This is a genomic window from Kurthia sp. FSL E2-0154 (assembly GCF_038003625.1).
Taxonomy (GTDB): domain Bacteria; phylum Bacillota; class Bacilli; order Bacillales_A; family Planococcaceae; genus Kurthia; species Kurthia gibsonii.
On sequence record NZ_JBBOPO010000001.1, the window covers coordinates 904,104 to 926,382 of the forward strand.

Annotated in this window: 29 protein-coding genes; 21 read left to right on the forward strand and 8 right to left on the reverse strand. The window is 36.5% G+C overall.

All coding sequences use genetic code 11. From position 1 onward, the window contains the following. The first annotated feature begins 120 nt into the window (after nucleotides 1-120). From MHB75_RS04315 to MHB75_RS04325, 3 genes are all read left to right on the forward strand, one after another. Nucleotides 121-1,188: a YeeE/YedE family protein gene (locus tag MHB75_RS04315; RefSeq protein ID WP_141273900.1), complete on the forward strand. Its 1,068-nt coding sequence runs from the start codon at nucleotides 121-123 to the stop codon at nucleotides 1,186-1,188. A 12-nt stretch (nucleotides 1,189-1,200) separates the two neighbouring features. Beyond that, a complete protein-coding gene (locus MHB75_RS04320) occupies nucleotides 1,201-1,425 on the forward strand; it encodes a sulfurtransferase TusA family protein (protein ID WP_068453749.1) in 225 nt (74 codons plus the stop codon). Nucleotides 1,426-1,495: 70 nt separating this feature from the next. Beyond that, nucleotides 1,496-1,789: a hypothetical protein gene (locus MHB75_RS04325; protein WP_068453745.1), complete on the forward strand. Its 294-nt coding sequence runs from the start codon at nucleotides 1,496-1,498 to the stop codon at nucleotides 1,787-1,789. Between the two features lie 68 nt (nucleotides 1,790-1,857). Here the strand turns inward: MHB75_RS04325 and MHB75_RS04330 are convergent, their stop codons facing one another. Next, on the reverse strand, nucleotides 1,858-3,186 hold the full coding sequence (locus MHB75_RS04330) for an IS3 family transposase (protein ID WP_340996079.1): 1,329 nt from the start codon (nucleotides 3,184-3,186) through the stop codon (nucleotides 1,858-1,860). Nucleotides 3,187-3,417: 231 nt separating this feature from the next. Then, nucleotides 3,418-3,891, reverse strand: coding sequence for a YbaK/EbsC family protein (locus tag MHB75_RS04335; protein WP_340996080.1), 474 nt, complete (start codon nucleotides 3,889-3,891; stop codon nucleotides 3,418-3,420). A gap of 103 nt (nucleotides 3,892-3,994) precedes the next feature. Here MHB75_RS04335 and MHB75_RS04340 point away from each other — a divergent pair, with 103 nt between their 5' ends. The 5 genes from MHB75_RS04340 to MHB75_RS04360 all read left to right on the forward strand — a co-directional run bounded on the left by MHB75_RS04340 (nucleotide 3,995) and on the right by MHB75_RS04360 (nucleotide 7,406). After that, the gene (locus tag MHB75_RS04340) at nucleotides 3,995-4,195 is read left to right on the forward strand and encodes a YwbE family protein (RefSeq protein ID WP_068453740.1); all 201 of its coding nucleotides are present in this window, start codon (nucleotides 3,995-3,997) and stop codon (nucleotides 4,193-4,195) included. Nucleotides 4,196-4,301: 106 nt separating this feature from the next. Then, complete coding sequence (locus MHB75_RS04345) at nucleotides 4,302-4,958, forward strand: hypothetical protein (protein ID WP_340996081.1); 657 nt, start codon at nucleotides 4,302-4,304, stop codon at nucleotides 4,956-4,958. Between the two features lie 235 nt (nucleotides 4,959-5,193). Then, on the forward strand, nucleotides 5,194-5,643 hold the full coding sequence (locus tag MHB75_RS04350) for a GNAT family N-acetyltransferase (RefSeq protein WP_068453733.1): 450 nt from the start codon (nucleotides 5,194-5,196) through the stop codon (nucleotides 5,641-5,643). A 377-nt stretch (nucleotides 5,644-6,020) separates the two neighbouring features. Continuing rightward, nucleotides 6,021-6,674 carry an acetate uptake transporter gene (locus tag MHB75_RS04355; RefSeq protein ID WP_068453731.1) on the forward strand — a complete coding sequence of 218 codons (654 nt, stop codon included), beginning with the start codon at nucleotides 6,021-6,023 and terminating at the stop codon, nucleotides 6,672-6,674. 117 nt (nucleotides 6,675-6,791) lie between these two features. Further along, the gene (locus MHB75_RS04360; protein ID WP_340996082.1) at nucleotides 6,792-7,406 is read left to right on the forward strand and encodes an RraA family protein; all 615 of its coding nucleotides are present in this window, start codon (nucleotides 6,792-6,794) and stop codon (nucleotides 7,404-7,406) included. A gap of 103 nt (nucleotides 7,407-7,509) precedes the next feature. On the opposite strand, the gene MHB75_RS04365 is transcribed toward MHB75_RS04360, so the two are convergent. Further along, a complete protein-coding gene (locus MHB75_RS04365; protein WP_340996083.1) occupies nucleotides 7,510-8,025 on the reverse strand; it encodes a hypothetical protein in 516 nt (171 codons plus the stop codon). A 130-nt stretch (nucleotides 8,026-8,155) separates the two neighbouring features. Between MHB75_RS04365 and MHB75_RS04370 the strand changes: the two genes are divergently transcribed. After that, nucleotides 8,156-8,710 carry a DJ-1/PfpI family protein gene (locus MHB75_RS04370; RefSeq protein WP_068453725.1) on the forward strand — a complete coding sequence of 185 codons (555 nt, stop codon included), beginning with the start codon at nucleotides 8,156-8,158 and terminating at the stop codon, nucleotides 8,708-8,710. A gap of 161 nt (nucleotides 8,711-8,871) precedes the next feature. Here the strand turns inward: MHB75_RS04370 and MHB75_RS04375 are convergent, their stop codons facing one another. Genes MHB75_RS04375 through MHB75_RS04390 form a run of 4 tightly spaced genes read right to left on the reverse strand, consistent with a single transcriptional unit; the run spans nucleotide 8,872 to nucleotide 11,837 of the window. Beyond that, nucleotides 8,872-9,636 carry an ABC transporter permease gene (locus tag MHB75_RS04375; protein WP_340996084.1) on the reverse strand — a complete coding sequence of 255 codons (765 nt, stop codon included), beginning with the start codon at nucleotides 9,634-9,636 and terminating at the stop codon, nucleotides 8,872-8,874. Next, nucleotides 9,633-10,529, reverse strand: coding sequence for an ABC transporter ATP-binding protein (locus tag MHB75_RS04380; RefSeq protein ID WP_340996085.1), 897 nt, complete (start codon nucleotides 10,527-10,529; stop codon nucleotides 9,633-9,635). The genes MHB75_RS04375 and MHB75_RS04380 overlap by 4 nt, the downstream gene beginning before the upstream one ends. After that, a complete protein-coding gene (locus tag MHB75_RS04385) occupies nucleotides 10,516-10,728 on the reverse strand; it encodes a PLD nuclease N-terminal domain-containing protein (RefSeq protein WP_340996086.1) in 213 nt (70 codons plus the stop codon). The genes MHB75_RS04380 and MHB75_RS04385 overlap by 14 nt, the downstream gene beginning before the upstream one ends. After that, nucleotides 10,728-11,837, reverse strand: coding sequence for a helix-turn-helix domain-containing protein (locus MHB75_RS04390; RefSeq protein ID WP_325921145.1), 1,110 nt, complete (start codon nucleotides 11,835-11,837; stop codon nucleotides 10,728-10,730). Before MHB75_RS04390 ends, MHB75_RS04385 begins: the two co-directional genes overlap by 1 nt. A 121-nt stretch (nucleotides 11,838-11,958) precedes the next feature. On the opposite strand from MHB75_RS04390, the gene MHB75_RS04395 reads away from it, so the two are divergent. From MHB75_RS04395 to MHB75_RS04415, 5 genes are all read left to right on the forward strand, one after another. Further along, nucleotides 11,959-12,930 (forward strand): tetratricopeptide repeat protein, encoded by a 972-nt coding sequence (locus tag MHB75_RS04395; RefSeq protein WP_340996088.1) that lies wholly within the window; start codon nucleotides 11,959-11,961, stop codon nucleotides 12,928-12,930. A 5-nt stretch (nucleotides 12,931-12,935) separates the two neighbouring features. Further along, the gene (locus MHB75_RS04400) at nucleotides 12,936-13,049 is read left to right on the forward strand and encodes a copper homeostasis protein CutC (RefSeq protein ID WP_340996090.1); all 114 of its coding nucleotides are present in this window, start codon (nucleotides 12,936-12,938) and stop codon (nucleotides 13,047-13,049) included. Between the two features lie 38 nt (nucleotides 13,050-13,087). Further along, the gene (locus MHB75_RS04405; RefSeq protein ID WP_340996091.1) at nucleotides 13,088-13,627 is read left to right on the forward strand and encodes a copper homeostasis protein CutC; all 540 of its coding nucleotides are present in this window, start codon (nucleotides 13,088-13,090) and stop codon (nucleotides 13,625-13,627) included. Between the two features lie 19 nt (nucleotides 13,628-13,646). Next, on the forward strand, nucleotides 13,647-13,787 hold the full coding sequence (locus MHB75_RS04410; protein ID WP_340996093.1) for a hypothetical protein: 141 nt from the start codon (nucleotides 13,647-13,649) through the stop codon (nucleotides 13,785-13,787). A 332-nt stretch (nucleotides 13,788-14,119) separates the two neighbouring features. Next, the gene (locus MHB75_RS04415) at nucleotides 14,120-14,365 is read left to right on the forward strand and encodes a hypothetical protein (RefSeq protein WP_068453711.1); all 246 of its coding nucleotides are present in this window, start codon (nucleotides 14,120-14,122) and stop codon (nucleotides 14,363-14,365) included. 157 nt (nucleotides 14,366-14,522) lie between these two features. Here the strand turns inward: MHB75_RS04415 and MHB75_RS04420 are convergent, their stop codons facing one another. Then, nucleotides 14,523-14,972, reverse strand: coding sequence for a GNAT family N-acetyltransferase (locus MHB75_RS04420; protein ID WP_340996094.1), 450 nt, complete (start codon nucleotides 14,970-14,972; stop codon nucleotides 14,523-14,525). A gap of 138 nt (nucleotides 14,973-15,110) precedes the next feature. Between MHB75_RS04420 and MHB75_RS04425 the strand changes: the two genes are divergently transcribed. The 7 genes from MHB75_RS04425 (at nucleotide 15,111) to MHB75_RS04455 (ending at nucleotide 22,253) form a co-directional block, all read left to right on the forward strand. Further along, nucleotides 15,111-16,286: a pyridoxal-phosphate-dependent aminotransferase family protein gene (locus MHB75_RS04425; protein ID WP_340996096.1), complete on the forward strand. Its 1,176-nt coding sequence runs from the start codon at nucleotides 15,111-15,113 to the stop codon at nucleotides 16,284-16,286. A 131-nt stretch (nucleotides 16,287-16,417) separates the two neighbouring features. Continuing rightward, complete coding sequence (locus MHB75_RS04430) at nucleotides 16,418-17,653, forward strand: right-handed parallel beta-helix repeat-containing protein (RefSeq protein WP_340996098.1); 1,236 nt, start codon at nucleotides 16,418-16,420, stop codon at nucleotides 17,651-17,653. A gap of 14 nt (nucleotides 17,654-17,667) precedes the next feature. Next, on the forward strand, nucleotides 17,668-18,240 hold the full coding sequence (locus MHB75_RS04435; RefSeq protein ID WP_340996101.1) for a hypothetical protein: 573 nt from the start codon (nucleotides 17,668-17,670) through the stop codon (nucleotides 18,238-18,240). Between the two features lie 237 nt (nucleotides 18,241-18,477). Next, a complete protein-coding gene (locus MHB75_RS04440) occupies nucleotides 18,478-19,086 on the forward strand; it encodes a LysE/ArgO family amino acid transporter (RefSeq protein ID WP_068453706.1) in 609 nt (202 codons plus the stop codon). 82 nt (nucleotides 19,087-19,168) lie between these two features. After that, a complete protein-coding gene (locus MHB75_RS04445) occupies nucleotides 19,169-20,641 on the forward strand; it encodes a class I adenylate-forming enzyme family protein (RefSeq protein WP_445667017.1) in 1,473 nt (490 codons plus the stop codon). A 12-nt stretch (nucleotides 20,642-20,653) separates the two neighbouring features. After that, the gene (locus MHB75_RS04450) at nucleotides 20,654-21,835 is read left to right on the forward strand and encodes a thiolase family protein (RefSeq protein WP_340996106.1); all 1,182 of its coding nucleotides are present in this window, start codon (nucleotides 20,654-20,656) and stop codon (nucleotides 21,833-21,835) included. 73 nt (nucleotides 21,836-21,908) lie between these two features. Then, entirely contained in the window at nucleotides 21,909-22,253 is a 345-nt protein-coding gene (locus tag MHB75_RS04455; protein ID WP_340996107.1) for a hypothetical protein, read from the forward strand. The last annotated feature ends 26 nt before the right edge of the window (nucleotides 22,254-22,279 follow it).

Genomic DNA, 22,279 nt, shown 5'->3' on the forward strand with positions numbered 1-22,279 from the left:
TCTCGAAATCAATTTGATTTCGGGATTTTTTTACTTTATTTAAAAATAAAGGTTGAAATATTCAGAAAAATAGATTATATTAATCCTACAGGAATACTAGGTTAAAGAAGGAGTGAGAAAATGATTCAAATGGTAGGAACAGGGTTACTATGTGGCGCACTACTTGGTTTCGTCTTACAAAGAGGACGCTTTTGTTTAACAGGTGGTTTTCGAGATTTATATTTAACGAAAAACACACGTATGTTTAATGCTTTATTACTTGCGATTGCGATTCAAGCAGTCGGTGTCTATGCACTTATTCACTTTGATTTATTAGTATATGAAGCAGGAACGTATTCATTCGTAGCTGTAGCACTTGGCTCATTTATTTTTGGAATTGGCATTATTCTAGCAGGAGGTTGTGCAACAGGTACATGGTATCGCGCAGCGGAAGGATTAGTCGGTAGTTGGATTGCACTAATTTTTTATATGTTAACGAGTGCCATGATGAAGACAGGAGCATTCAAACCAATTCATGACGCTCTCCAAAGTATGCAAGTACGTGATAATTCGATTGCACGTACATTCGGTGTCAATGTGTGGGTACTTATTATCTTTTTCATCGGTGTTGTAGCACTCATTCTTGTAAAAGAAGCACGCAAACCGAAGATTTTTATTCCACAACTAAAGCCGAAAAAAACAGGTATCGCGCATCTTTTATTTGAGAAGCGCTGGTCAACTTATGTGACAGCTTCCTTAATCGGTGTGATTGCGATTTTAGCATGGGTATTCAGTGAAGCAAGTGGTCGCATGTCGGGTTTAGGTATTACAACACCATCTGCCAATATCGTACAATATGCTGTAACAGGTGATGTACAGTATATTAACTGGGGTGTTTTCTTAGTACTTGGTTTATTGATTGGTTCATATATCGCCGCAAAAGGAAGTGGCGAGTTCCGTTTACGCGTACCCGATCCTAAAACCATTGTTTCTAGCCTATGTGGTGGTGTATTAATGGGGTTCGGTGCAAGTTTAGCAGGCGGTTGTACAATCGGAAACGGTCTTGTACAAACAGCGATGTTCTCATGGCAAGGTTGGATTTCACTTGGTTTCATTATTCTAGGAGTTTGGACAGCGACTTATTTCGTATTCGTTCGTCCAACAATTAAAAAAACAGCGCAACAACCAACTGTTGCACAAACAAATTAGGAGGAATTTTACATGGTTAAAGTATTAGAAACAGCAGGGCAAGTTTGTCCATTTCCATTAGTAGAAGCGAAGGCGGCACTTGAAACATTAACATCTGGTGAGGAGTTAGAAATTCGCTTCGATTGTACACAGGGAACGGATTCGATTCCACGCTGGGCAGCAGAAGAAGGGCATACTGTAACGAATTTTGAACAAGTGGGCGATGCGGCTTGGACGATTACCGTACAAAAGAAATAGCCACTTGTTTACAGAATACATTTCCTATGGCATCATACTAATGACTCTATAAATAAAAAGGTTGATGACAATGGAACAAAAATTCAAAGTGAATCAAATGCTGACGAATCGTCAAACAGGTCACGTCGAAAAAATTTATGCGACCACACCAGACGGTCAACCATTTGACTTACTCGAAATTAGTATTTTAACGCATTATGAAGTGATTACATTAGAAGCGTTAGAAGAAAAGTTACAACAAGCAGGCATCACATATGAATTAGTGCCTGTTGGTCGCACATATCTTCTAACTGTCGCAACAAAAGAAGATGCAGAACGCTTCATTGAACAAATCGCACCGCTTTATAATGAAGTACTACAATAAAAAAAGAGGAATTTCGTCAAATACATGATAAACTGGCACCTATGTCAAGGACACAATAAAAAAAGAGATTAAGCAACTTGAAGGTGATTCCTATATTGAATAGGAGTCATCTTTTTTAAGTTCCACTGATAACGATAGTTGTTGTAATAAACCATGTAATGATTTATTTTTGTCTTTAATTCTTGTAATGTTTTACTCGATTGATAATCTACTTCGTCCTTTAAATGTCCAAAGAACGATTCTTGAGGCGCATTATCCCAACAGTTACCTCTTCTAGACATCGATTGACCTAAACCATATTGCTTTAATAACTTTTGATATCGAGGACTTGTATAATGGCTTCCTTGATCTGAGTGGATGAAGGCATCTTTATGGAGAGTGACTTTCTTGTTGTTGACTAACTTATGGATGGTTTGCGTTGCGATGTCTAAAGTGATTCGATCTGAAACATGATAGGCTAGAATTTCATTGGTAGAGGCATCTTTTACGGTCGACAAATACGCCATACAATTACCGTTATATGGCAAGTAAGTAATGTCGGTTAATAATACTTTTCCGGGAACACCTTGCTTAAATTTTCGGTTTAATTGGTTTGAAACCACTTGATGTTCCTGTGTAGCTTTCGCCATTTTTTTATAAGGATTCGGCTTTCGATGAGGGCAAATGATGCCGTATTTCTTCATAATTCTTTGGATTTTTTTACGACTAAAGATAAGATGAAAGTCATTCTCCAGAATCATTTTAATGGAACGAGACCCTTTCTTATAACCACGTCGCTCAAAGGCTTTTAATATGATTTCTTTCGCTTCTACGTCGCGTTGCTCTCTGGCTTGACGGCTAGAACGGGCTTTTAGGTAACTGTAATATCCAGAGCGTGAGACGTCTAAAAGGGCACAGAAATAAGCCGTCATTCGCTTCAATTGATTCTGTTCCACCGTTTCATAAATCAATAGATAGATACTACTTGGATTTAGGCTTTCTCTGGCGTTTAGCAGCCTCCTTTCGGTCACTTCGAGCTTTTTTAATAACGCTACTTGACCTTCTAATAGTTTAATTCGAGCCTCTTGTCTTTCAATGATTTCAGTTGATGTCAGTTCACGGATTAAAGGTCGACCTGAATTACTTTTCCTTGAATCTGTAAGTCCGATTGAACCATCCTTTTCATAAGCTTTCTTCCATCTATAAGCAGATTGTTCAATACGCTTCATTCCGATTACTTCTACATCAAAACCATTTTCTTCAAAAATATGACGTGGCAGTTTCCCCGCTAAATAAGCATCTAAAAATGTATGTTTAAAAGCATCTGTATAAGTGATAGAACGCTCGCTAACACGTGCTACATTCGTATTATTTTGAAGTGTTTCGATCTCTTGCTTTGTAAATATGATTTTACTCATGACGTCGCCTTCTTCCTATAGCTTGAATGTAAAGTATATAAAAAAATACCTGTGATTAAAACACTCTTTTTATCGAGTGTCCTAACTACAGGTACCATACTATGATGAAATTCCTCTTTTTTTACTTTTTAAAATACTATGCCTGTGCATGCAATATGAGAATTTCATATGCTGTTACTTTAACATTTTAAAGCATTGTCAATCATTTAAAAATCTTCATTTAGACATATCCTATGTACGCCAATTTTTACATACGTCCACCCATTCAATACTTTGTGCATAGCGTTCTAATTCTGGAATCGTTAATTCGATGGCGGAATTACTACTACCACAAGCTGGGAATACCGTCGTGAATCGTTTAAGTGACTCATCTAAATAGACGCGTACTCCTTCATTAATACCGAATGGACAAACCCCACCAATCGCATGACCAATCGTTTTTTCTACTTCTTCTGGTTTTAGCATGCGTGGCTTTAACTGAAAAGTTGCTTTAAATTTAGCATTATCAATTTTCGTATCACCAGCCGCTACAATTAGAATCGGCTGTTCTACCCCGTTAAATGATAAAGTTTTCGCAATACGCTCAGGCTCACAACCAAGTGCTTGCGCTGCTTCCTGTACAGTAGCCGTACTTGCATCAAATGTTTGAATCTGCTCTACTAAATCAAATTGTTCAAAGTATTGTTGTGCTCGTTCGAGTGACATCTCTTGCTCCTCCTTTGTTATTTGCATGATATAATGATAACGTAATCAATTGAGAAAACCAACGTAATTGTTTGAATATTTCATTTATTAAGGAGAGATTAGAATGGACGGACGTAAGAGAAGTACGATTCATAAAGGACTGGCAGTGGCGATTGTCTTAAAACAAGATCAGCGCACAGGAAAAGAAACAGTGGGGGTTGTCAAAGATATTTTGACGAATAGCCCATCACATCCGCACGGTATTAAAGTGCGCTTAGAAGATGGTCAAGTAGGCAGAGTGTGTAGAATTCTTGACAATGCATAGATTTTTAGACATCATTCTCCATTTATGAATTGCCCAAACAAATCTTGGTTGGTACTATAGAATAGTATGAATATTTGTATAGAGATGAATAGGTAGGGAAATGCACATGAGAATTTTAAATTTCATCATTATTTATGTCGTTGTATTAGCACTTGGTATGGGTGCAATTGCACTAGGTGTACCACAAACGGCAGCACTTTGGTTCTTCACCATTGCCGCAATCGTGTTAGTAATCGGCTACATGTATGCGATGACATCAACGAAGAACACAAAGTTAACATTATTTGCGATTAAGTTTCAAAAACGTTCGCCAATGTTTGCGTATGTCTTTGCGATTAAAGACGGTACATTAGAAGACGAACTAGAAGCGATTGAATTAGTGAAAAAGAAAGTGAAAAATCCTGAAACCGTTTATGACTATGAATTTTTAGGTTATATTCGCCAAAAGGATCTAGTAAATGCGTACGAAATCATTAAAAAGATGAAATCGAGTCCACGTAAACGTTTAAATATCGCAATTTACGAAGCAGAAGCTGGTAAATATGGTATGGCGCGTAGTCACGATTTAGACTTCATCTGGATGGAAGATTATATCGAAGCATATGTCGCAAATCTTCAAGGTAATAAAGAACGTTATGAAGAATATATGCAAAAGGCGATTGAAGGTACAAAGGGTTTACAACGCCTAACGAATGAAGCCATCTATGCACGCGATTTACGTGAATGGGACGAGGCACATCAAAAGAAGAAAAAGAAAAAATAATGAAGGAGCTGTGTACGCAGCTTCTTTTTTTATATAGAATGAAAAAATCTTTTATTTATGGATAAAATTTCAATTTTTTTCTAGAATTATTACCTTAGCGAACTAATTTATGCAAAACTGATTGTATGCAGATGTGTCTAAAAAGACTACAATAAAGATAAGAATTTAAATATTTAGGGGATGGAAGGAAAAAACTTAAGTATTTAAGTGCTATTTATGATAGGAGTGAGATAATATGCAACTATTCGAAGTACCTGTAGGAGCGAGAGAAAAGTTTTTGAATTTATTAATCCTTGCAGATGAGGATGAAGCAGTCGTTAGAGAATATATGAATGAAGGTAGACTATTCGAAATCACAGAAAAGATGGAGAGAGTCGGGGTTATTCAAACAATTGAATGCGACGGTTATTCCGAAGTGAAGAATATTGCCATAACTCCAGAGCGTCAAGGTCAGGGGATTGGAAAAAAAGCTTTACGCTTCGTTGAAAAGATTTTATACGACGATGGAGCTCAGATCATGAAAGTTGGGACAGCAAATTCATCTATTAGCAATATCGCTTTTTATCAAAAGGCAGGTTATCGCCTAGATTCAATTCAGCATGATTTCTTTTCAAATTATAAAGAACCGATTTTTGAAAATGGAATTCAAGCGATTGATTTATTATACTTCTCAAAAGAATTATAAGAATTTACAAAATAGTATGATGTAGCTTGATGAAAGAAAACACCTTCTTGTGAAGACACAAAGGTGTTTTTTTATATGGTCAAAAGAACTACGATTGTATTGTAAGCCGATAGAAAAGCATGTATGTGTCTGGAAATATCAAAAAAATAGCATAAAAAATATACAATTTCTTTCTTGTACTATAACAAAAATGATTGTATCAATACAATAAAACGTGAATTTTCTCTTTTAAATTATTATTTTCTGTTTTGAGTACCTTTTTTGCTTATTAAATCAATTCTTTTACTTATTTATGAAAATATTGGTTCTTTTTTGATGTAAACGGTTATATTTTACTTGTAACAGAAAATAACGTACATAAAGTAGGGGGAATGAACATGAAACAGGTTCAAGATATTCGAGTAACAGCAGCAGATCCATCTGGTATCGGTCTATTTGGTTTAGCGATTGTCACATTGGTGGCATCAACGCAGAAGCTGGAATGGACAGAGGGATTAGGCTTTGTTCTCCCATGGGCAATCTTTTTAGGGGGTTTTGCACAATTATATGCTTCAATGATTGATGCAAAATTAGGAAATACATTTGGCGCAACAGCATTTGGTGCATATGGCTTCTTCTGGTTAGCTGTAGGCGGTGGCTGGTTAATTCAAGCAGGCGTGTTAGGCGAAACACTTGCTTCTCAATTAGATGTACACCAACTCGGTGTTGTATATTTAGGCTATTTAGCATTTACAATTTTCATGACAATTGGTGCATTAGAAACAAACAAGGTATTATTCTTAATCTTCTTCTTAATCAATTTCTTATTCTTAGGTCTAGGATTAAGTTCACTAGGTATCTTAGAAACTTCAATGCACAATATGGCTGCAATTTCTGAATTATTAATCGGATTATTAAGTGTCTACGGTGCAGGCGTAAATGTTCTAAACCGTCACTTCGGTTTTGAATTCTTACCACTAGGCAAACCATTCAACATCATTGGTCGCCGTCGTGAAAAAGCAAAAGCTTCAGACATGGCAACACACTCATAATAGTAAAAGGGAGTCGATTCGTGAATCGGCTTCTTTTTTTATCTTTCAAATCTAGCATAAGTATTCTTTTATGGTATATACTAACAACAGGGTCAGCTTCAAAAGGAGTAAATTAACATGACAACACAAACACAAAAGGTATACTATCCAACAACAGCGATTAGTGACGGACAACATGGTGAAGGGTTCGTTGCGGGTGGCATTCGCCCAATTCGTGAAGATTTCACGTTATTCGGTAAAGCGATTACAGTGAAGTTACCTGTTGGAGAAAACGGGGCAGTATTAGAAGCGATTGCACAGGCAGAGCGCGGCGATGTACTCGTTGTCGATGCGAAAGGCGATTTGAATCGTGCAATTGCAGGTGATTTCGTGATGAGTATGATGAAAGCAGTAGGCATTGCGGGACTGGTTGTTGATGGTGTTATTCGTGATGTTGAAGCAGCACGCGCATTAGACTTTCCGGTGTTTTGCAAGGGGACAACAGCTGTTGCGGGTGTGAAAAATGGTGGCGGACGTGTACAAGTACCTGTCGCAATTGGAGAAGTCGCAGTAGAGCCAGGTGATTATATTTTTGGTGATGCAGATGGTGTCATCGTCGTGCCGCAGTCAAACATTGATAAAGTGTTAGAGCGTACGCAAGCGAAAATCCAAAGTGATGCAGAACGAGAAGAATCTGTATTACAAACGGAAGAGACTGTACGTGCGTACTTAGCGAAAGTTACAAGTAAGTAGTAGTTGAAGAGAAGAATCGTGTAAACGATTCTTTTTTATATAGATCTAGAGATAGAGTTAACTTGATTAGAAGTGTATTGTAAACCTATGCTTTGAACGTCATTTAGTTATGTTCGTAATATGTATCGTATAGTGGCTTAAATGCTTTTTTTAACATTTGTATATTTTCTGTATTATTTGAAATGATATCGATTACATCAGCGTTTACATACAACAAAAAATTATCAGAATAGAATACTATATATGATTCAGGGGTTCCTTTTTTAATAGAGAAACAGTAGTTATATACATCTGTACAATTTAGTTTTTTTAGTTTCGTTAAAATAACTCGAACATCTGGAGTGTGGTATAGATTTTCGGTGATTTCTTGCCAATTTTTTAATTGAATGACTTTTCCAATCCCTGTTTTAACATATATATTTTTATTTTGAAAAATATAACCGGAAATAAAAATTGTTTGTATAGATTTAGTTTTGAATATTTTTTCTAAAATGGATTTCAAGTTTTTTAATGTGAGTTTATCTAAAATGAATCTTATTCTTTTATGATGATGCGTTTGAAAATAAGGCGTTTCTTTATTGGGTGTAAAGTCAATATTAAATCTTTTTAGTTCAACCATTAATAGAGTCTCCAATCTTTTAATAATCTTAATTATGAAATTCGTTTGTAAAATAATCAAGAAAATAAAGGGTTTTCCTTTTGTAGCTCGAATATGAAAAGTGTACGACTAATCAAAGGAGTGGATTTAGATGTCGAAAAAAGTGTTAATCATTGCAGGAGATGCAGTAGAGGCTTTAGAAGTGTACTATCCATATTATCGTTGTTTAGAACAAGGGTATGATGTGACGATTGCAGCGCCAAGCGTGAAAAAGATTCAAACTGTGATTCATGATTTTATTGATGGCATGGACACATATGTTGAGAAAACAGGCTATGGTTTAGAGGCAAATGCAGCTTTCGAAGATGTAAATCCAGATGAATTTGATGGTTTAATCATTCCTGGCGGGAGAGCGCCTGAATATTTACGTTTGAATGACCATGTAGCGAAGATTGTCCGTCATTTCTTTGAAGCAGACAAACCAGTTGCGGCTGTCTGTCACGCGGCACAAATTTTTGCGGTGATTCCAGATGTTATTAAGGGACGTGAGCTAACAGCTTATATCGCTTGTAAACCAGAAGTACAGGCAGCAGGTGCAACATATGTTGAAGAACATCTGCATACAGAAGGAAATCTTGTATCAGGACATGCATGGCCTGATTTACCAGGATTAATGAAAGGCTTCATTCAATTACTTGAAAAATAAATAATTCTAATGAGAAACGGCAACAAATGCTGTTTCTCATTTTTTGTAGAGATAGTGTGATAACGCTTCACTTAAAGCCATACTTCAAAATTATGTGGGGATGCACTTCGCTGTATATAAAAATTGCGTGTAAGATGAAAAACATCGTACACGCGCTTTTTTTAAATTCCTTTTCGATTAAAGAGAACAATAGCAAGCAGGTGGCAGGCGATTATACAAATAGTTGTTGTAATCAGAACACCTGTATAGTCGGACCAGACGTATTCACCGTGGAGTACTAAATTATTTTCAGAGATGAGACGAATGAATGATAGATCTTTTAATTTCTCGAATAGTGAAATAATAAAAAGAACGATGAGAATGCCAACCGCAAATAATAATGTGCCAAAGAATGAGCGGAATAAGACATTACCTAAAATTAAGACGGAAACGACGAAAATACCGAACAGCCAGAGTAAAAAGACAGATAAGAATAAATGCTGAACATCTTCTTTCGGCCAGTAATAGATTGTATAAGCATAGACAACTAATACGGATAATACGTAAATTACTGTCCACATGATCATAGAGAATAATGATTTGACGAGGATGACAGATGTACGTGACAGTCCTTTCGTTAATGGAATCACGAGTGTACCATGTTGGCGCTCATTTGATAAGCTCGCACCGAAGATTAAGACGAAAACGAATAAGCCAATTTGTGAAAAGTTTTTAAAGAATTGTTGCCACGAATCGAATGCTGTCGGTGTCGGGAACGAGTCTGCTACATCTTTTGGTAAGAAGTTCCCTAAAATTTCAGGCATGAATTTTGCAGTGAGAGGACTAGAAAAGGCAAGAATGAAAAAGACGGTTGCTAGAATGAGCAGTCTATAGTTACGGAAGAAGTCTATCCATTCTTTCTTAAAAAGTGCCGATACTTGATTCATGATTGAATCACCTCCAAAAAGACATCTTCGAGTGTCGATTGTTCAATCTCAATGGATTGAATGGCAATCTGTTGCTGAATGCATTGTTCGAAAATCTGTTGTTGTGTTGCAAGTAAATTCGTCGATGGAATCGTGAATGTTGTACCGCTCTGTGTCGCATTCATTAGGAGCGGCTTTAGTTTTTCAGCGTCAGCCATTTGCTGTACGACAACGCGTAAAATCGGTTTTTGATGTTGTTTTAAAATATCCGATACTTTACCGCTCAATTGGAACGTACCATTGTGTAAAAAAGCGACGCGGTCACAAATTTTTTCTGCATCACTTAAAATATGCGTTGAAAAAATAACGGTGGTTTCATGTTTAATCCTTTGCAAAATCTCAATCATTTCGCGGCGACCTACAGGATCAAGTGCGGAAGTTGGTTCATCACAGATGAGTACTTTCGGTTGGTGAATGAGTGCCTGTGCAATACCAAGACGTTGCTTCATACCGCGTGAAAACCCGCCAATACGCTTACGATTGAAGGGAAGACCCACTAAAGCTAAATATCTTTTTGCTCGTTCCACGCGTACTTTTTTATCTAATCCTGTAACTTCACCACAAAATAGTAAATATTCATAGGCTGTCATATACGGGTAGAATGAAGGAACGTCGGGTAAGTAACCGACATGTTGATTCGTCGGTGTGTTACCAAAGCGTACAGATTCGCCTAGAATTCGCACATCTCCCTGATCGGCTTTTAATAACCCCAGCATAATCTTCATTAAGGTTGTTTTACCTGCACCATTTTGTCCAAGTAATCCAAAAATTTGACCTTCTTCTATTTTAATTGAGATATCATTTAAAACAGTATGTGTACCAAACTTTTTATGAATATGATCAATATGAATCATCACGTTCACCTCTTCCAAATAAGAAATAAACAATTGGTCCAATAATCTGGATGAATAATACGATGAGAATCCACATGATGCGGTTACCAAAGCGATAGTGTGGATGGCGAATAACATGAACGAGTGCAACAATCGCGAGCGTCCATTCTAAAATAATAAGTGGAATTAGAATCGGTAATAGCTCTCTGACTTGATTCATTATGCATTCACTCCTAACATATGTGTTAAATTACTTACTAGCACTTGATAACGTGCATCTTGTTTTAATGGCTCAAACATCGGGTTTTTTTCAACAATATCTAGCAGACTTTGACGTAGAGAGGCTTCATCGCGTGGCATTGTCTGACCTAAATCAAGCTCGCGTAATAGCCATTCATCTACTTTATTAAAGTAATCGTCTCCATGTAATGTAATCGGGAAAGGTGTTTGTTCAATTACATGTAAGTAGCGTTGTAAAGCTTCAAATGCTGCGTCCATTCTCCCTTGAATGGTATAACCTTGAGCCGCGCCAATATACATAGAAATACATGAGTTGATATGAAGCGTATCAAGTTGGAATAAACGAATTAAGCCAAAGCCGCGTTCCACCGTCTCTTGAAAACGTTCTTCATCTTGTAATTGCATTTGTAAATAATTTGCGAGAATAAAGACATTACTCACGATTTTTTGAAATAATGAAATTTGATATGTTTCTTCTGCCTTGTCACCTTGTTGAAGCTGTAAATAAGCGCTCGCAAGCACTAAATCATTCCCCGCATAGGCTTCTACTTCCTCACCAAAGAGTGCAATGACTTGTTGTGGTTCGTTTTTAATGAGTGCAATTTGCGCTTGTAATGAACGACAAAGTTGTAACAGACGTAGGTCGCTTGATTGTTGTTGAATGCGAATACAGAGCGATTCAGCTAATGATAAAATTTCTTTCGTGCGTTCCCCTGCTAATTGGGTATAATTAAGTAGTAAGACAGAAATTTGCATTAATAAAGGGAAGCAAGCATAGTATTCTTTAATAATGTTTTGAATTTCAGCATATACCTCATCAAATGGTTTTTGTTGAAAATCATTGGCTAGGCGCATATATAATTGTTGGATGTGTTCTTTTGACATTTGCGGTTCATAACCGAGTAAGTCATCAATCGAACAATTAAAATACGTAGCGAGTTTTGGGAGTACCGACAAATCAGGATAACTCTGATTCGTCTCCCACTTTGAAACAGCTGCAGTTGATACACCCACATAATGTGCGACATCTTGTTGGGTTTTGCGTTCTTTTTTTCGTAGCGTTACTAAGCGATTTGATAAATCAAACATATGATCAGCTCCTTTACATAAAGTATAAAACTAAAAAAGGGGAAAATCGAACGACTTATATTTATATTTGATTAAAAAAATCAACTATTGGTTGAATAATAGAGAAGGAGTGACGAATTACGTGTCACTGACGGAACAACTAAGAGAAGCTGGGCATCCAGAATTAGCTCAGTATTATGAAGAAAAAAATAAACAAGCGATGATTGCATATATGCGTCAATTTGATGTGGTCGCATATCATACATTGTCACTATTACTTGCGCAATTAGAAGCTGTAACAGAGACAACGAATGAGACAGAAAAGATTTTTTGGCAAGATCTAGACATTGCCATTGAAGAATTTTTAATAGCGGAAAAGGAGACGGATTTTCCATATGTTATAGAAGAATCTCTCGTTACTACTTATGCGCAGGCGATTGCTGGAAATTCAGAGGCGATGATGCAGTTGGCTAAGTACTATCAAGACCAAGAATTATATGAAGCTGCGTATGATTGGTATGCGATTGGTATGCAATTAGAAGTAGGAGAAGCTTACTATTGGCATGGAAATTATGCCTTTTTAGGTCGCGTTATTGAACATGATTTAAAAGTAACGTACGAAGCATATTTACACGCTTCACAGCTTGGTTATCCAGATGCTGTAAATAATTTAGCAGACATGTATTTACGTGGTGAATATGTGGAACAAGACGACGCAAAAGCGGCAGAAATTTTTAAAGAAGCTGCCAAATTAGGTGTGAAGGAGTCCATGTACACACTTGGCTATTTATATCATCATGGGAGAGGTGTTCCGAAAGATGAAGAACTCTCGGCTTATTGGTATCACCAATCTGCAATACATGGTGATGTTTTTGCGATTAATAAACTAGGGCACGAGGCATTCGCAGAAGATGATGGGGAACGTGCACTTAGTTGGTATCAAAAAGCAGCAGATTTGCAAGATCCTTATGGCGAGTATAACGTCGGTTTTTGCTATGAATCGGGTATAGGTACACCAATTGATTTAAAAAAAGCGAAAATATGGTATCAAAGAGCCGCATTGCATGGTGATGAAGAAGCGAAAAAGCGTTTAAAAGAACTCGCGAAAGGATGAAGAATGTGCTAGAAGTGATTGTGACAACCGTAGAAGATGCAATTATTGCAGAAGCAGGAGGGGCTGACCGTCTCGAGTTATGTATTTCCATGGAAGAGGGAGTAGCACACCCAGTCTAGGCAAGATTAAAAATGTCATTAGTGCAGTAAGTATTCCAGTGCATGTAATGTTGTGCCCACATAGTAATAGTTATCACTATACAGTCGAAGATTTTTCAGTTATGTTAGACGATTTACGTGTCATCCAATTATTTGGTGCGCGCGGTGTCGTACTTGGCGGATTAACGAAAGAAAACTTCATCGATAACATTCTATTACAAGATTTATTGCCCCACTGTGAAGGACTTAATGTGACGTTTCACCGTGCATTTGATGAAGTGGAAGATCAAATTGAAGCGTTACACCAACTAAAGAAATATCCGCAAATTAAGCAAATCTTAACTTCAGGTGGTCCAGGGACAGCGCTTGATAATCTAATACAAATAGAGGCATTACTTTATGAAACATCGCATGAACGAATGCATATTTTAGCAGCTTCAGGAATTGACCCAACGAATGTAGCACAATTACTTGAAATTGGTGTAACGAATATTCATGTAGGCTCGGGCGTACGTTTTGGGAAAAGTTTTCATCAGCCAATTAATATCGAAATGATTCGTAAAATAAATTCTGCCTGGTACATATATTGCATTTGGTAATGACCAAAATGATTGTCGTATGTTAGAAGAGGCAAAAATATCTGTTTGTGTAGGTGGAAATGAAGAAGTAAGGAAGTATGCGACGTATGGATGTGACGAACAACAAGTGGCGCATATGATGAGACAATTATCGAATGAATGGAAAGAAATTAACATATAGATTATATAAAAAAGCATAAATTTCTTTAAGTTTATGCTTTTTTTATGAAAAAATGTCAAAAAAGTGAATTTATTTTATCTATACTATTCTAGGATTAAATGCATAAAAATAGCATGAAATACTAATGAAAATAAGTATTTATACTCATTATAAAAGGTATAAAAAACTAAAAATTTTGAAAATTAAACAATTTACTATAAAGATTTTAATTTTTCAATAATCAATTCAAATGACTATAAAATGCTAAGTATTGTACAAAAATAGCTCGTTCATGTTAACATGAAATTACTAGTGATAGAACAACTAGAATTTTTCTAATGGGAAGTGATTATATGTTAACTGTTAAAATTTCAAGAGAAGATGTAAGTTACGTAGTTGAAGTTATGACACAAGCAACATTAGATGTAAAAAGTATGACTGTAAAATCTCTGCATGATATGGTATATACATTAGGCCGTCTTGCACATATTAATGACGTTCATTTTTTTATTCCAAGTGATTTAGAGACCTCTCTAGTCAAGTCATTACAAGTCGAGTATCCAGGAGAAGTGTATGAACATCGAATTACAGTCCAATAATGCAATGAGTATTTACATGAAAAAGGAGGCGACATCCAATTAGTCGCTCCTTTATTTTTAACTGAAGGCGCATTGAAAAGTAGGGCGATCTTCCTCTTTTTAATGTGTTAAAATTTTTTCATAAGCATAACATGGGATATTTTCACCATAAGAAACATTACCGACATACTGGTAATGATTTTTTTTTTGCCACGCGTTGCATCGGTATATTCTCTGTATGTGTATCAAGCCGGATTTGTTTAAACCCTTTGGCGAGAACAACTTCCTCAATCGCTTGTAAAAACTGTGTACCAATGCCTTTTGCAGCTGTTTCTTTTGCAACCGCCATGCGATGAATCGCAATATATGAATCATTAGACGACCATTTGCCATTTAATGCATCGTAAGCAGGCTCACCGTCTTCGTCCAAGCAAACTGTTCCAATAATTTGCTGTCCATCCATCAATACATAACTTTTCTGTTGTTCCACATCTTTTTTCATCTGTTCTAGGTCAGGGTAGCCATTTTGCCACTGAGGTAGACCAAGCTGTTTTAAATTCGCGCGTCCATCTTCAATAATCTCCATAATGCGTGTAATGTGTTCTTTTTTTGCTTGTACTAATCGCATCGTATCACCTCTTTTGTAGTATAACGTAAAAATGTTATTCTACAAATATTTAGAATATTTAGGAAAACGCTTGACTATAACAGATAAATTATTTATATTGTGTTATATAACAAATTAAATTGAACAGGGGTTGACGATATGAGAAATAAAGAATTACTATTAATTCCAGGCCCAACACCAGTGAGAGACGACATTTATGATGCACTTAGCCAAGAGACAATGGGACATACAGATCCACGATTTGCACGCATTTATAAAAATTCAATCGAAATGACAAAGGAATTATTTAATCATCCTGCAGAAGCATATGTTATTTCAGGTTCAGGAACACTGGCGATGGAGATGGCAATCGTCAACACTGTTTCAAAAGGGGAACGTTTATTAGTAATTAGTCATGGCTTCTTTGGGGACCGTTTTGTACCACTTGCAAAAGCTTTCGGCATTGAAGTCGATGTGATTCAAGCAGAATGGGGCAAACAGATTTCAAAAAAAGCTGTTATAGAACAATTAAAACAGCACGAATATAAAGCGGTTACAGTAACGCATGTCGATACATCTACAGGTGTTGTAGCAAATGTTCAAGAATTAATTCCTGTTGTTAAAAGAGCAGGTGCATTATTCATTTTAGACGGTGTATGTGCAACGACAGCGCTAGAAGAAGATATGTCAAAAGAGTATGGGCAAGAAGGCGCGAAAATTGATGTAGTCTTAACTGGTTCACAAAAAGCGATTGGTGCACCTCCAGGGCTTGCGATTATTGCATTTTCAGAAGAGGCGGTTGCCGCACGTGAAGCATTAGAGAATGTTCCAGCTTATTACGCAGATATTCATAACTGGCGTAAAGTAATGGACGACCCAACAGCTTATTTTGCAACACCACCTGTTAATTTGATTTATGCATATGAATGTGCAATGAAAATTGTACTTGAAGAAGGGATGGAGGCGCGCGTGGAAAGACATGAAAATTACGGTGCAGCGATTCGTCGTGCACTAATTGCATACGGTATGAAGCCATTGGCAAAAGAAGAAGCAGCTGCTCCAACATTAAGCTGTATTTTATATCCTGAAGGTGTAGAAGATCATGTATTCAGAGCGAAACTAGCAGATCGTGGTATTATCGTAGCAGGTGCGTTAGCGCATTTATCTGGCAAAGCATTCCGAATCGGTCATATGGGTAACACAACACCGCAAATGCTTGAACAGGCGATTTGCCAAATCGGTGAAGTATTAGAAGAGATGGGACATAGCGTAACAATTGGTGCCGCTCTAAAAGCATTTAGAGAAGTATTAGGTAGTAAAGCAACGATTTCATAATCATAGAATAATCTGACTTGTTTTCGAACAAGTCTTTTTTTATATGAAAATAGTCATACATATTGCTTAAGTATATTAAAAAGATGTATTCTGTTAAGTAGGTTTATGAAAACATAAAAAGGAGCGTTCACATGAAAAAACAGCATCATCTGTCTCTATTTATTGTATTTAGTATGATTATGGTCTTTTTAGTACTAAATACACAGATGGAGGCAAAAGCTAAAACACCTACTTACATAATTACACCGAGCAGTAAGCCATACAATGTAACGTATAGTAAATATAGTACATATAACCAACATACAAAACATTATTATGTATTACGTTCCTATTTAGAACGTTTTGAAAAAACAAAAGGTGGAAAACTCATCTTAAAGAAGGGAACATACACAATTTCTAATACACTCTATGTTCCTTCTAATGTGACCATTCAACTTGAAAATGGAGCAAAGTTAGTAAAAGGAACAAAGACAGGTACAAGCCAGTTTAAGGCGGCTAGTTCCATGTTCCAATTAATTGCACCTTCAAAATCAGGTAAAAAAGGTGTTTACGGTAAATATAATGGAGAGAAAAATATTCAATTCATAGGTAAAGGTACCGCAACAATTGATCTAAATTATGTTGAAAAAGGTATTGGTATTATTATGGGGCATAATCAGAATGTTTTAGTAGACCGCATTCAATTTCGTCATATGAATTATGCGCATTTTATTGAAATGGATGCTTCCAAAAATGTAACAGTAAAAAATTCAACATTTAAATATGCAAAAGACCCACTTTATTCTGTAAAAGAAGCAATTAATCTGGATACACCAGATCGTTCAACAAAAGGATGGAGTCAGGAGTGGAGTAAATTTGATGCACAACCAAATAGTCATGTATTGATTGAAAATAATACATTTGAGGATATTCCACGTGCTGTAGGTACACATAAATATTCGTATAAAAAATTACATGACCGTATAACAATTCGTCAAAATAAAATGGTGAATTTGCGTAGTGACTATATTCGTGTGCTCAACTGGTCGAATGCTGTCATTGAGAAAAATACATTTACAATGAGTTCGAAAAATAAGCGTAATGAAGTAGTAAAAGGGATTGCGGCGAGTGGAACAAAAAATCCGATAATCCGCAACAATACATTTAACTATATGGCCATCTCGATGATGTTCTTCACATTCTCAAATACTGGTGGAGGCACAACGAAAAAAGTGTTTGCAGATTTATCGAAAGCCAATAAAGAAGCATTGATGACGAATACGTTTAAAAACTTAAAAACACCATATATCCAGATTCGTGACAATATTCAATCAAATGGTTCACGTAAAACAGAAACCATTCGATTAGACGATTCAGTTTTACGTTAAGTGGGGGCATTCACATGAAGAAAAGTGTAAACATAATTTTAAGTATTTTTCTTATTTCAAGTATTTTCCTGACGAACCCTAAAAATAGTTATGCAACAAATACAGTAAATATTACTTTTGATGATGGAACTAAAAAAATAATAAAGAAGTATAAAAAAAATACGACGATTTCATTGAATTACATGCCTAAAAGTCCTTTTAAAGATAACAAGTATCATTGGTTTTCAGGCTGGTATACAGATAAAAAATTAACGAATTATGCGTATGATGTGAAATTAAAGAAAAATAGAACTTTTTATGGAAAATGGTATACGCTAAATGCTCCTAAAATTGCAATTAGCTATAGTAAAGATCGTCACCCAATTATTAAAACAAAAAAAGATAATAAATATATTCGAGAATTAACGATTTATCGCGCAACATCTAAAAATGGTATATATAAACAAGTAGCATATAATAAAACATCCTTTACAGATCGAGCTGTTAAGAAGAATGGAAATAAAACGTATTACTATATGGTTTCATCTGCAGTCTTTACAGGGTTAGAATGGAAATATGCACATTCAAAAATTTTAAAAGTAAAATAGTTTGATGGTCATTTAGTTATATAACGAATTCATAATAAAAAACGAGATAAAAGATTTTAAGAATAGAAAATACTGTATGATTTTTAGACGTCACTTTAAATCATGCAGTATTTTTTAATATTTAATGTAGCATGTTTTTTCTTATACGGAGCTTAATACATATATCTACTCTTTAAAAAATTAATTATTTATAAAAATTCAAAAAAATGTATAATATATACAAAAGGAGGATGAAGTATGTTAGAAGTAATGATTCATGGGATGTTACTGGCATTCGGGTTAATTTTACCATTGGGTGCGCAGAACATCTTTTTATTTAATCAAGGGGCTATGCAACCGAAATTTATTTATGCATTTCCTGCTTGGATTACCGCCGCACTATGCGATACACTCTTAATTTTACTCGCAGTTTTCGGAGTATCCGCAATCGTTCTTCAATTTGAATGGTTACGTATTACGATGATGAGTGTCGGTGTTTTATTTTTAAGTTATATGGCATGGAGCATTTGGCGCAGTGAGCCGCCACAAGATGTACAAGGTTACTCGATGCCAATGAAAAAGCAAATGCTATTTGCGGCATCTGTATCCTTATTAAATCCACACGCCATTTTAGATACAATCGGGGTGATTGGTAGTAGTGCATTAGCTTATACAGGCGCAGCGCAGTGGTATTTTGCGATCTCTTGTATTGTTGTTTCATGGGGTTTCTTCTTAGCGTTAGTCATTCTTGGTGCGATTTTTAAAAAGCTTCAATTACCGCGTTATGTGTTTGTCATTATGAATAAACTATCTGCTATTTTTATCGCTTTCACCGCAATTTACTTAGTTATTACATTATTTGCTTAGTCACTCGTTGTCATTTTCTTTTTGAATTGTTAGAATATACATATATTGAATGAGTATTCAGTTGAAGGAAGGGGATGGAATGATGTTAATGAAAGATGTATTAAAGCAACATGCTGAGGAGTTAGGCGATTATCAAGCAATTGTGTATCACGATGTTGAATGGACGTATCGCACTTTTTATAATGAAGTCACTTGTTTAGCAGGCTATTTACAAAGCTTACCACTTCAAAAAGGCGACTTCGTCGGTTTATTAATGGAGAACACGGATCAATTTCCAATCGCTTATTTTGCGATTCAATTTGCAGGGTATGTCGTCATGCCAATCAATACAAAATTAGCACCACCTGAAATTGCCTATATTTTAAATCATTCAGAAGTGAAAGTATTGATTATGGATGAAGTTTTCCAAGAAACATATGAGAAAACGGAATACATCTGCCAACAAGTTATTATGACAAGCGATTTACACAATTTAGCATTGATGGCTCCGCAGTATCGTGATGTGACGATGAACCCATCTGATGTGGCGGTGATCCTTTATACATCTGGCACAACAGGGCATCCAAAAGGTGTTATGTTAACGCATCAAAACATCTATATGACAGCGGAACTCTGGTCTGAACCGATGGAATTGACGTCAGAAGATCGTTTATTTATTTGTACACCACTATTCCACTCGGCTGGCGCGCATGTCTTTATGGTTCCATGTTTTTATGTGGGTGCTACATTAATCATTGAAAAAGCATTCTCACCAAAACAAATTATGCAACAATTAAGTGATACAAAAGCGACATTCTTCTTTGGTGTTCCAGCAATGTACACACTTATTTTAAATCATGATTTAGACGAATCACACGATGTTTCATCCCTTCGTCTATTCGGTTATGGTGCAGCGCCGATGCCTTACGAACTCATTCGACGTTTAAAAGAAGCTTTCCCAAATGTTAAAGTACAAAATTTCTATGGACAGACAGAAAATTCACCAGCTGCCACAACATTATTAGATGATGATGCACTAACAAAAGTGGGTTCTGTTGGTCGTCCACTCGCACACACAGAAATTCGGATTGATGACGGTGCTGGTGACGCGCTGCCAAATGGCTATGTCGGTGAAATTGTGGTCAAAGGTCCTCAGTTAATGAAAGGCTATTTAAAAAATCCTGATGAAACGATGATGGCACTTCGTGGTGGTTGGTTATATACAGGCGATTTAGGGCGATTAGATGAAGATGGCTATTTATATATTGTTGATCGTAAAAAGGACATGATTATTCGAAGCGGCGAAAATATTTATCCAATTGAGATTGAAGAAGTATTATATCAAATGCCAGCTTTATTTGAAGCAGCTGTTGTCGGTGTTCCGCATCCTGTTTATGGAGAAGTTCCGAAGGCATATGTTCGCGTAAAAGAGGGGAATACTGTATCGGAAGAAGAAATTCTAGCCTACTGTGCGACACAGCTCGCAACGTATAAATTACCGTATGAAATTGAATTCATTGATGAATTGCCGCGTAACGCTTCAGGAAAAGTATTGAAGCATGTATTGCGTCATTAAGGAGGAACAAGTATGGAAGATGTGTATCTAATTGAAGGTGCGCGAACAGCCTTTACTGCGTTTACAGGATCTTTTGCGACTGTATCAGCTACTCAGCTCGGAACAGTAACAGCTGTTGAAGCATTGAAGCGCTCGAAAGTTGGACTAGAAGATATTGATGCAGTATTTTACGGGAATGTCATCGCGACAGGTAAAGATGCAGCTTATACAGCGCGTCATATCGCGCTACTTACAGGGCTACCAGAGGAAGTACCTGCTCTCACATTGAATCGATTATGTGGTTCAGGATTACAATCTGTTATTTCAGGCGCACAGGAAATTCAACTCGGTGAATCACAAATCGTTTTAGCAGGTGGCACAGAAAATATGTCACAAGCTCCATTTTCAAATTTTGAACAACGCAGTCAATCATCAAAAATGGGGAATATTCAATTTGAAGATATGCTACAAGCAACTTTAACCGACCAATACACTGGTATGGGCATGGGAATGACAGCTGAAAATTTAGCTGAAAAATATGCGATTACGCGAGAACAACAAGATGCCTATGCAGTATTATCACATGAACGTGCAGCAGCTTCACAACAAGCAGACGTATTCGCACGTGAGATTGTTCCTGTTCAAGTGCCAACACGTAAAGGAACACGCGTAATTGAGCAAGATGAACAAATTCGTCCAGATACAACCGTTGAACAGATATCACAGCTCCAACCTGTTTTCAAACGTCAAGGTACTGTTACAGCAGCAAACGCCTCAAGTATTAATGACGGTGCAGCTTCAATCGTACTTGCAAGTGGGCAAGCTGTAGAAGAAAAAGGATTACAACCACTCGCAAAAATCATTTCGTATGCTGCTGTTGGCGTGGATCCGAACTACATGGGAATTGGTCCTGTACCCGCGATTAAACGCGCTTTAGTACGTGCAAATTTAACAATAGATGATATTGACTTATTTGAGATTAATGAAGCTTTTGCAGCACAATATTTAGCAGTTGAACAAGAATTACAACTAGAGCGTAATCGTGTGAATGTACATGGAGGAGCAATTGCACTGGGGCATCCAGTCGGTGCAAGTGGCACACGTGTATTATTGAGTGCAGCACATACATTGCGTGAAAGACAGGAACGCTACGCAGTTGTAAGCCTTTGCATAGGAGGAGGTCAAGGAATTGCGATGATTATTGAGCGTGTATAGGTATAAAGAATCAAATATGTTAAAAGTATGGTTAGAGGTAAAACATCTCTTCCATGCTTTTTTAATTTAGGATATGATAGTACTTGCTGATTTAAAAAAGAATGGAGAATTGATTTTGTTTATACGCGTCTACATGCAAGCTTCTACTGAAGTGGAAGCGACAACTTATTTGCAGAAACTATTGAATTTAGGTGAGCGAGTAAAATTATCGCTAAAAAAAGAGAAGTGTGAACCATTCTTAGATACGTTTGCAGTTGAATTAGAGGCAAAAGCAGCTTCCGAAAAGCAAGTGAACGAATTACTAGAGAGTATCGCACCAAAATGGAATCAACTACCAAACAGCTTTATCGCTACAGAAAAAGAGACAGAATTACATATTCATCACATAGAAATGATTGAAGTGTATCCTGAATTTTAATCTTTGAAGTTCGCTTACGAGAGCGA

Excerpts from the sequence above, each read along its gene's own strand:
- MHB75_RS04315 (WP_141273900.1), top strand. The coding sequence starts at position 121 with ATGATTCAAATGGTAGGAACAGGGTTACTATGTGGCGCACTACTTGGT.
- MHB75_RS04320 (WP_068453749.1), top strand. The coding sequence starts at position 1,201 with ATGGTTAAAGTATTAGAAACAGCAGGGCAAGTTTGTCCATTTCCATTA.
- MHB75_RS04325 (WP_068453745.1), top strand. The coding sequence starts at position 1,496 with ATGGAACAAAAATTCAAAGTGAATCAAATGCTGACGAATCGTCAAACA.
- MHB75_RS04330 (WP_340996079.1), bottom strand. The coding sequence starts at position 3,186 with ATGAGTAAAATCATATTTACAAAGCAAGAGATCGAAACACTTCAAAAT.
- MHB75_RS04335 (WP_340996080.1), bottom strand. The coding sequence starts at position 3,891 with ATGTCACTCGAACGAGCACAACAATACTTTGAACAATTTGATTTAGTA.
- MHB75_RS04340 (WP_068453740.1), top strand. The coding sequence starts at position 3,995 with ATGGACGGACGTAAGAGAAGTACGATTCATAAAGGACTGGCAGTGGCG.
- MHB75_RS04345 (WP_340996081.1), top strand. The coding sequence starts at position 4,302 with ATGAGAATTTTAAATTTCATCATTATTTATGTCGTTGTATTAGCACTT.
- MHB75_RS04350 (WP_068453733.1), top strand. The coding sequence starts at position 5,194 with ATGCAACTATTCGAAGTACCTGTAGGAGCGAGAGAAAAGTTTTTGAAT.
- MHB75_RS04355 (WP_068453731.1), top strand. The coding sequence starts at position 6,021 with ATGAAACAGGTTCAAGATATTCGAGTAACAGCAGCAGATCCATCTGGT.
- MHB75_RS04360 (WP_340996082.1), top strand. The coding sequence starts at position 6,792 with ATGACAACACAAACACAAAAGGTATACTATCCAACAACAGCGATTAGT.
- MHB75_RS04365 (WP_340996083.1), bottom strand. The coding sequence starts at position 8,025 with ATGGTTGAACTAAAAAGATTTAATATTGACTTTACACCCAATAAAGAA.
- MHB75_RS04370 (WP_068453725.1), top strand. The coding sequence starts at position 8,156 with ATGTCGAAAAAAGTGTTAATCATTGCAGGAGATGCAGTAGAGGCTTTA.
- MHB75_RS04375 (WP_340996084.1), bottom strand. The coding sequence starts at position 9,636 with ATGAATCAAGTATCGGCACTTTTTAAGAAAGAATGGATAGACTTCTTC.
- MHB75_RS04380 (WP_340996085.1), bottom strand. The coding sequence starts at position 10,529 with ATGATTCATATTGATCATATTCATAAAAAGTTTGGTACACATACTGTT.
- MHB75_RS04385 (WP_340996086.1), bottom strand. The coding sequence starts at position 10,728 with ATGAATCAAGTCAGAGAGCTATTACCGATTCTAATTCCACTTATTATT.
- MHB75_RS04390 (WP_325921145.1), bottom strand. The coding sequence starts at position 11,837 with ATGTTTGATTTATCAAATCGCTTAGTAACGCTACGAAAAAAAGAACGC.
- MHB75_RS04410 (WP_340996093.1), top strand. The coding sequence starts at position 13,647 with ATGTTAGAAGAGGCAAAAATATCTGTTTGTGTAGGTGGAAATGAAGAA.
- MHB75_RS04415 (WP_068453711.1), top strand. The coding sequence starts at position 14,120 with ATGTTAACTGTTAAAATTTCAAGAGAAGATGTAAGTTACGTAGTTGAA.
- MHB75_RS04420 (WP_340996094.1), bottom strand. The coding sequence starts at position 14,972 with ATGCGATTAGTACAAGCAAAAAAAGAACACATTACACGCATTATGGAG.
- MHB75_RS04425 (WP_340996096.1), top strand. The coding sequence starts at position 15,111 with ATGAGAAATAAAGAATTACTATTAATTCCAGGCCCAACACCAGTGAGA.
- MHB75_RS04430 (WP_340996098.1), top strand. The coding sequence starts at position 16,418 with ATGAAAAAACAGCATCATCTGTCTCTATTTATTGTATTTAGTATGATT.
- MHB75_RS04435 (WP_340996101.1), top strand. The coding sequence starts at position 17,668 with ATGAAGAAAAGTGTAAACATAATTTTAAGTATTTTTCTTATTTCAAGT.
- MHB75_RS04440 (WP_068453706.1), top strand. The coding sequence starts at position 18,478 with ATGTTAGAAGTAATGATTCATGGGATGTTACTGGCATTCGGGTTAATT.
- MHB75_RS04445 (WP_445667017.1), top strand. The coding sequence starts at position 19,169 with ATGTTAATGAAAGATGTATTAAAGCAACATGCTGAGGAGTTAGGCGAT.
- MHB75_RS04450 (WP_340996106.1), top strand. The coding sequence starts at position 20,654 with ATGGAAGATGTGTATCTAATTGAAGGTGCGCGAACAGCCTTTACTGCG.
- MHB75_RS04455 (WP_340996107.1), top strand. The coding sequence starts at position 21,909 with ATGATAGTACTTGCTGATTTAAAAAAGAATGGAGAATTGATTTTGTTT.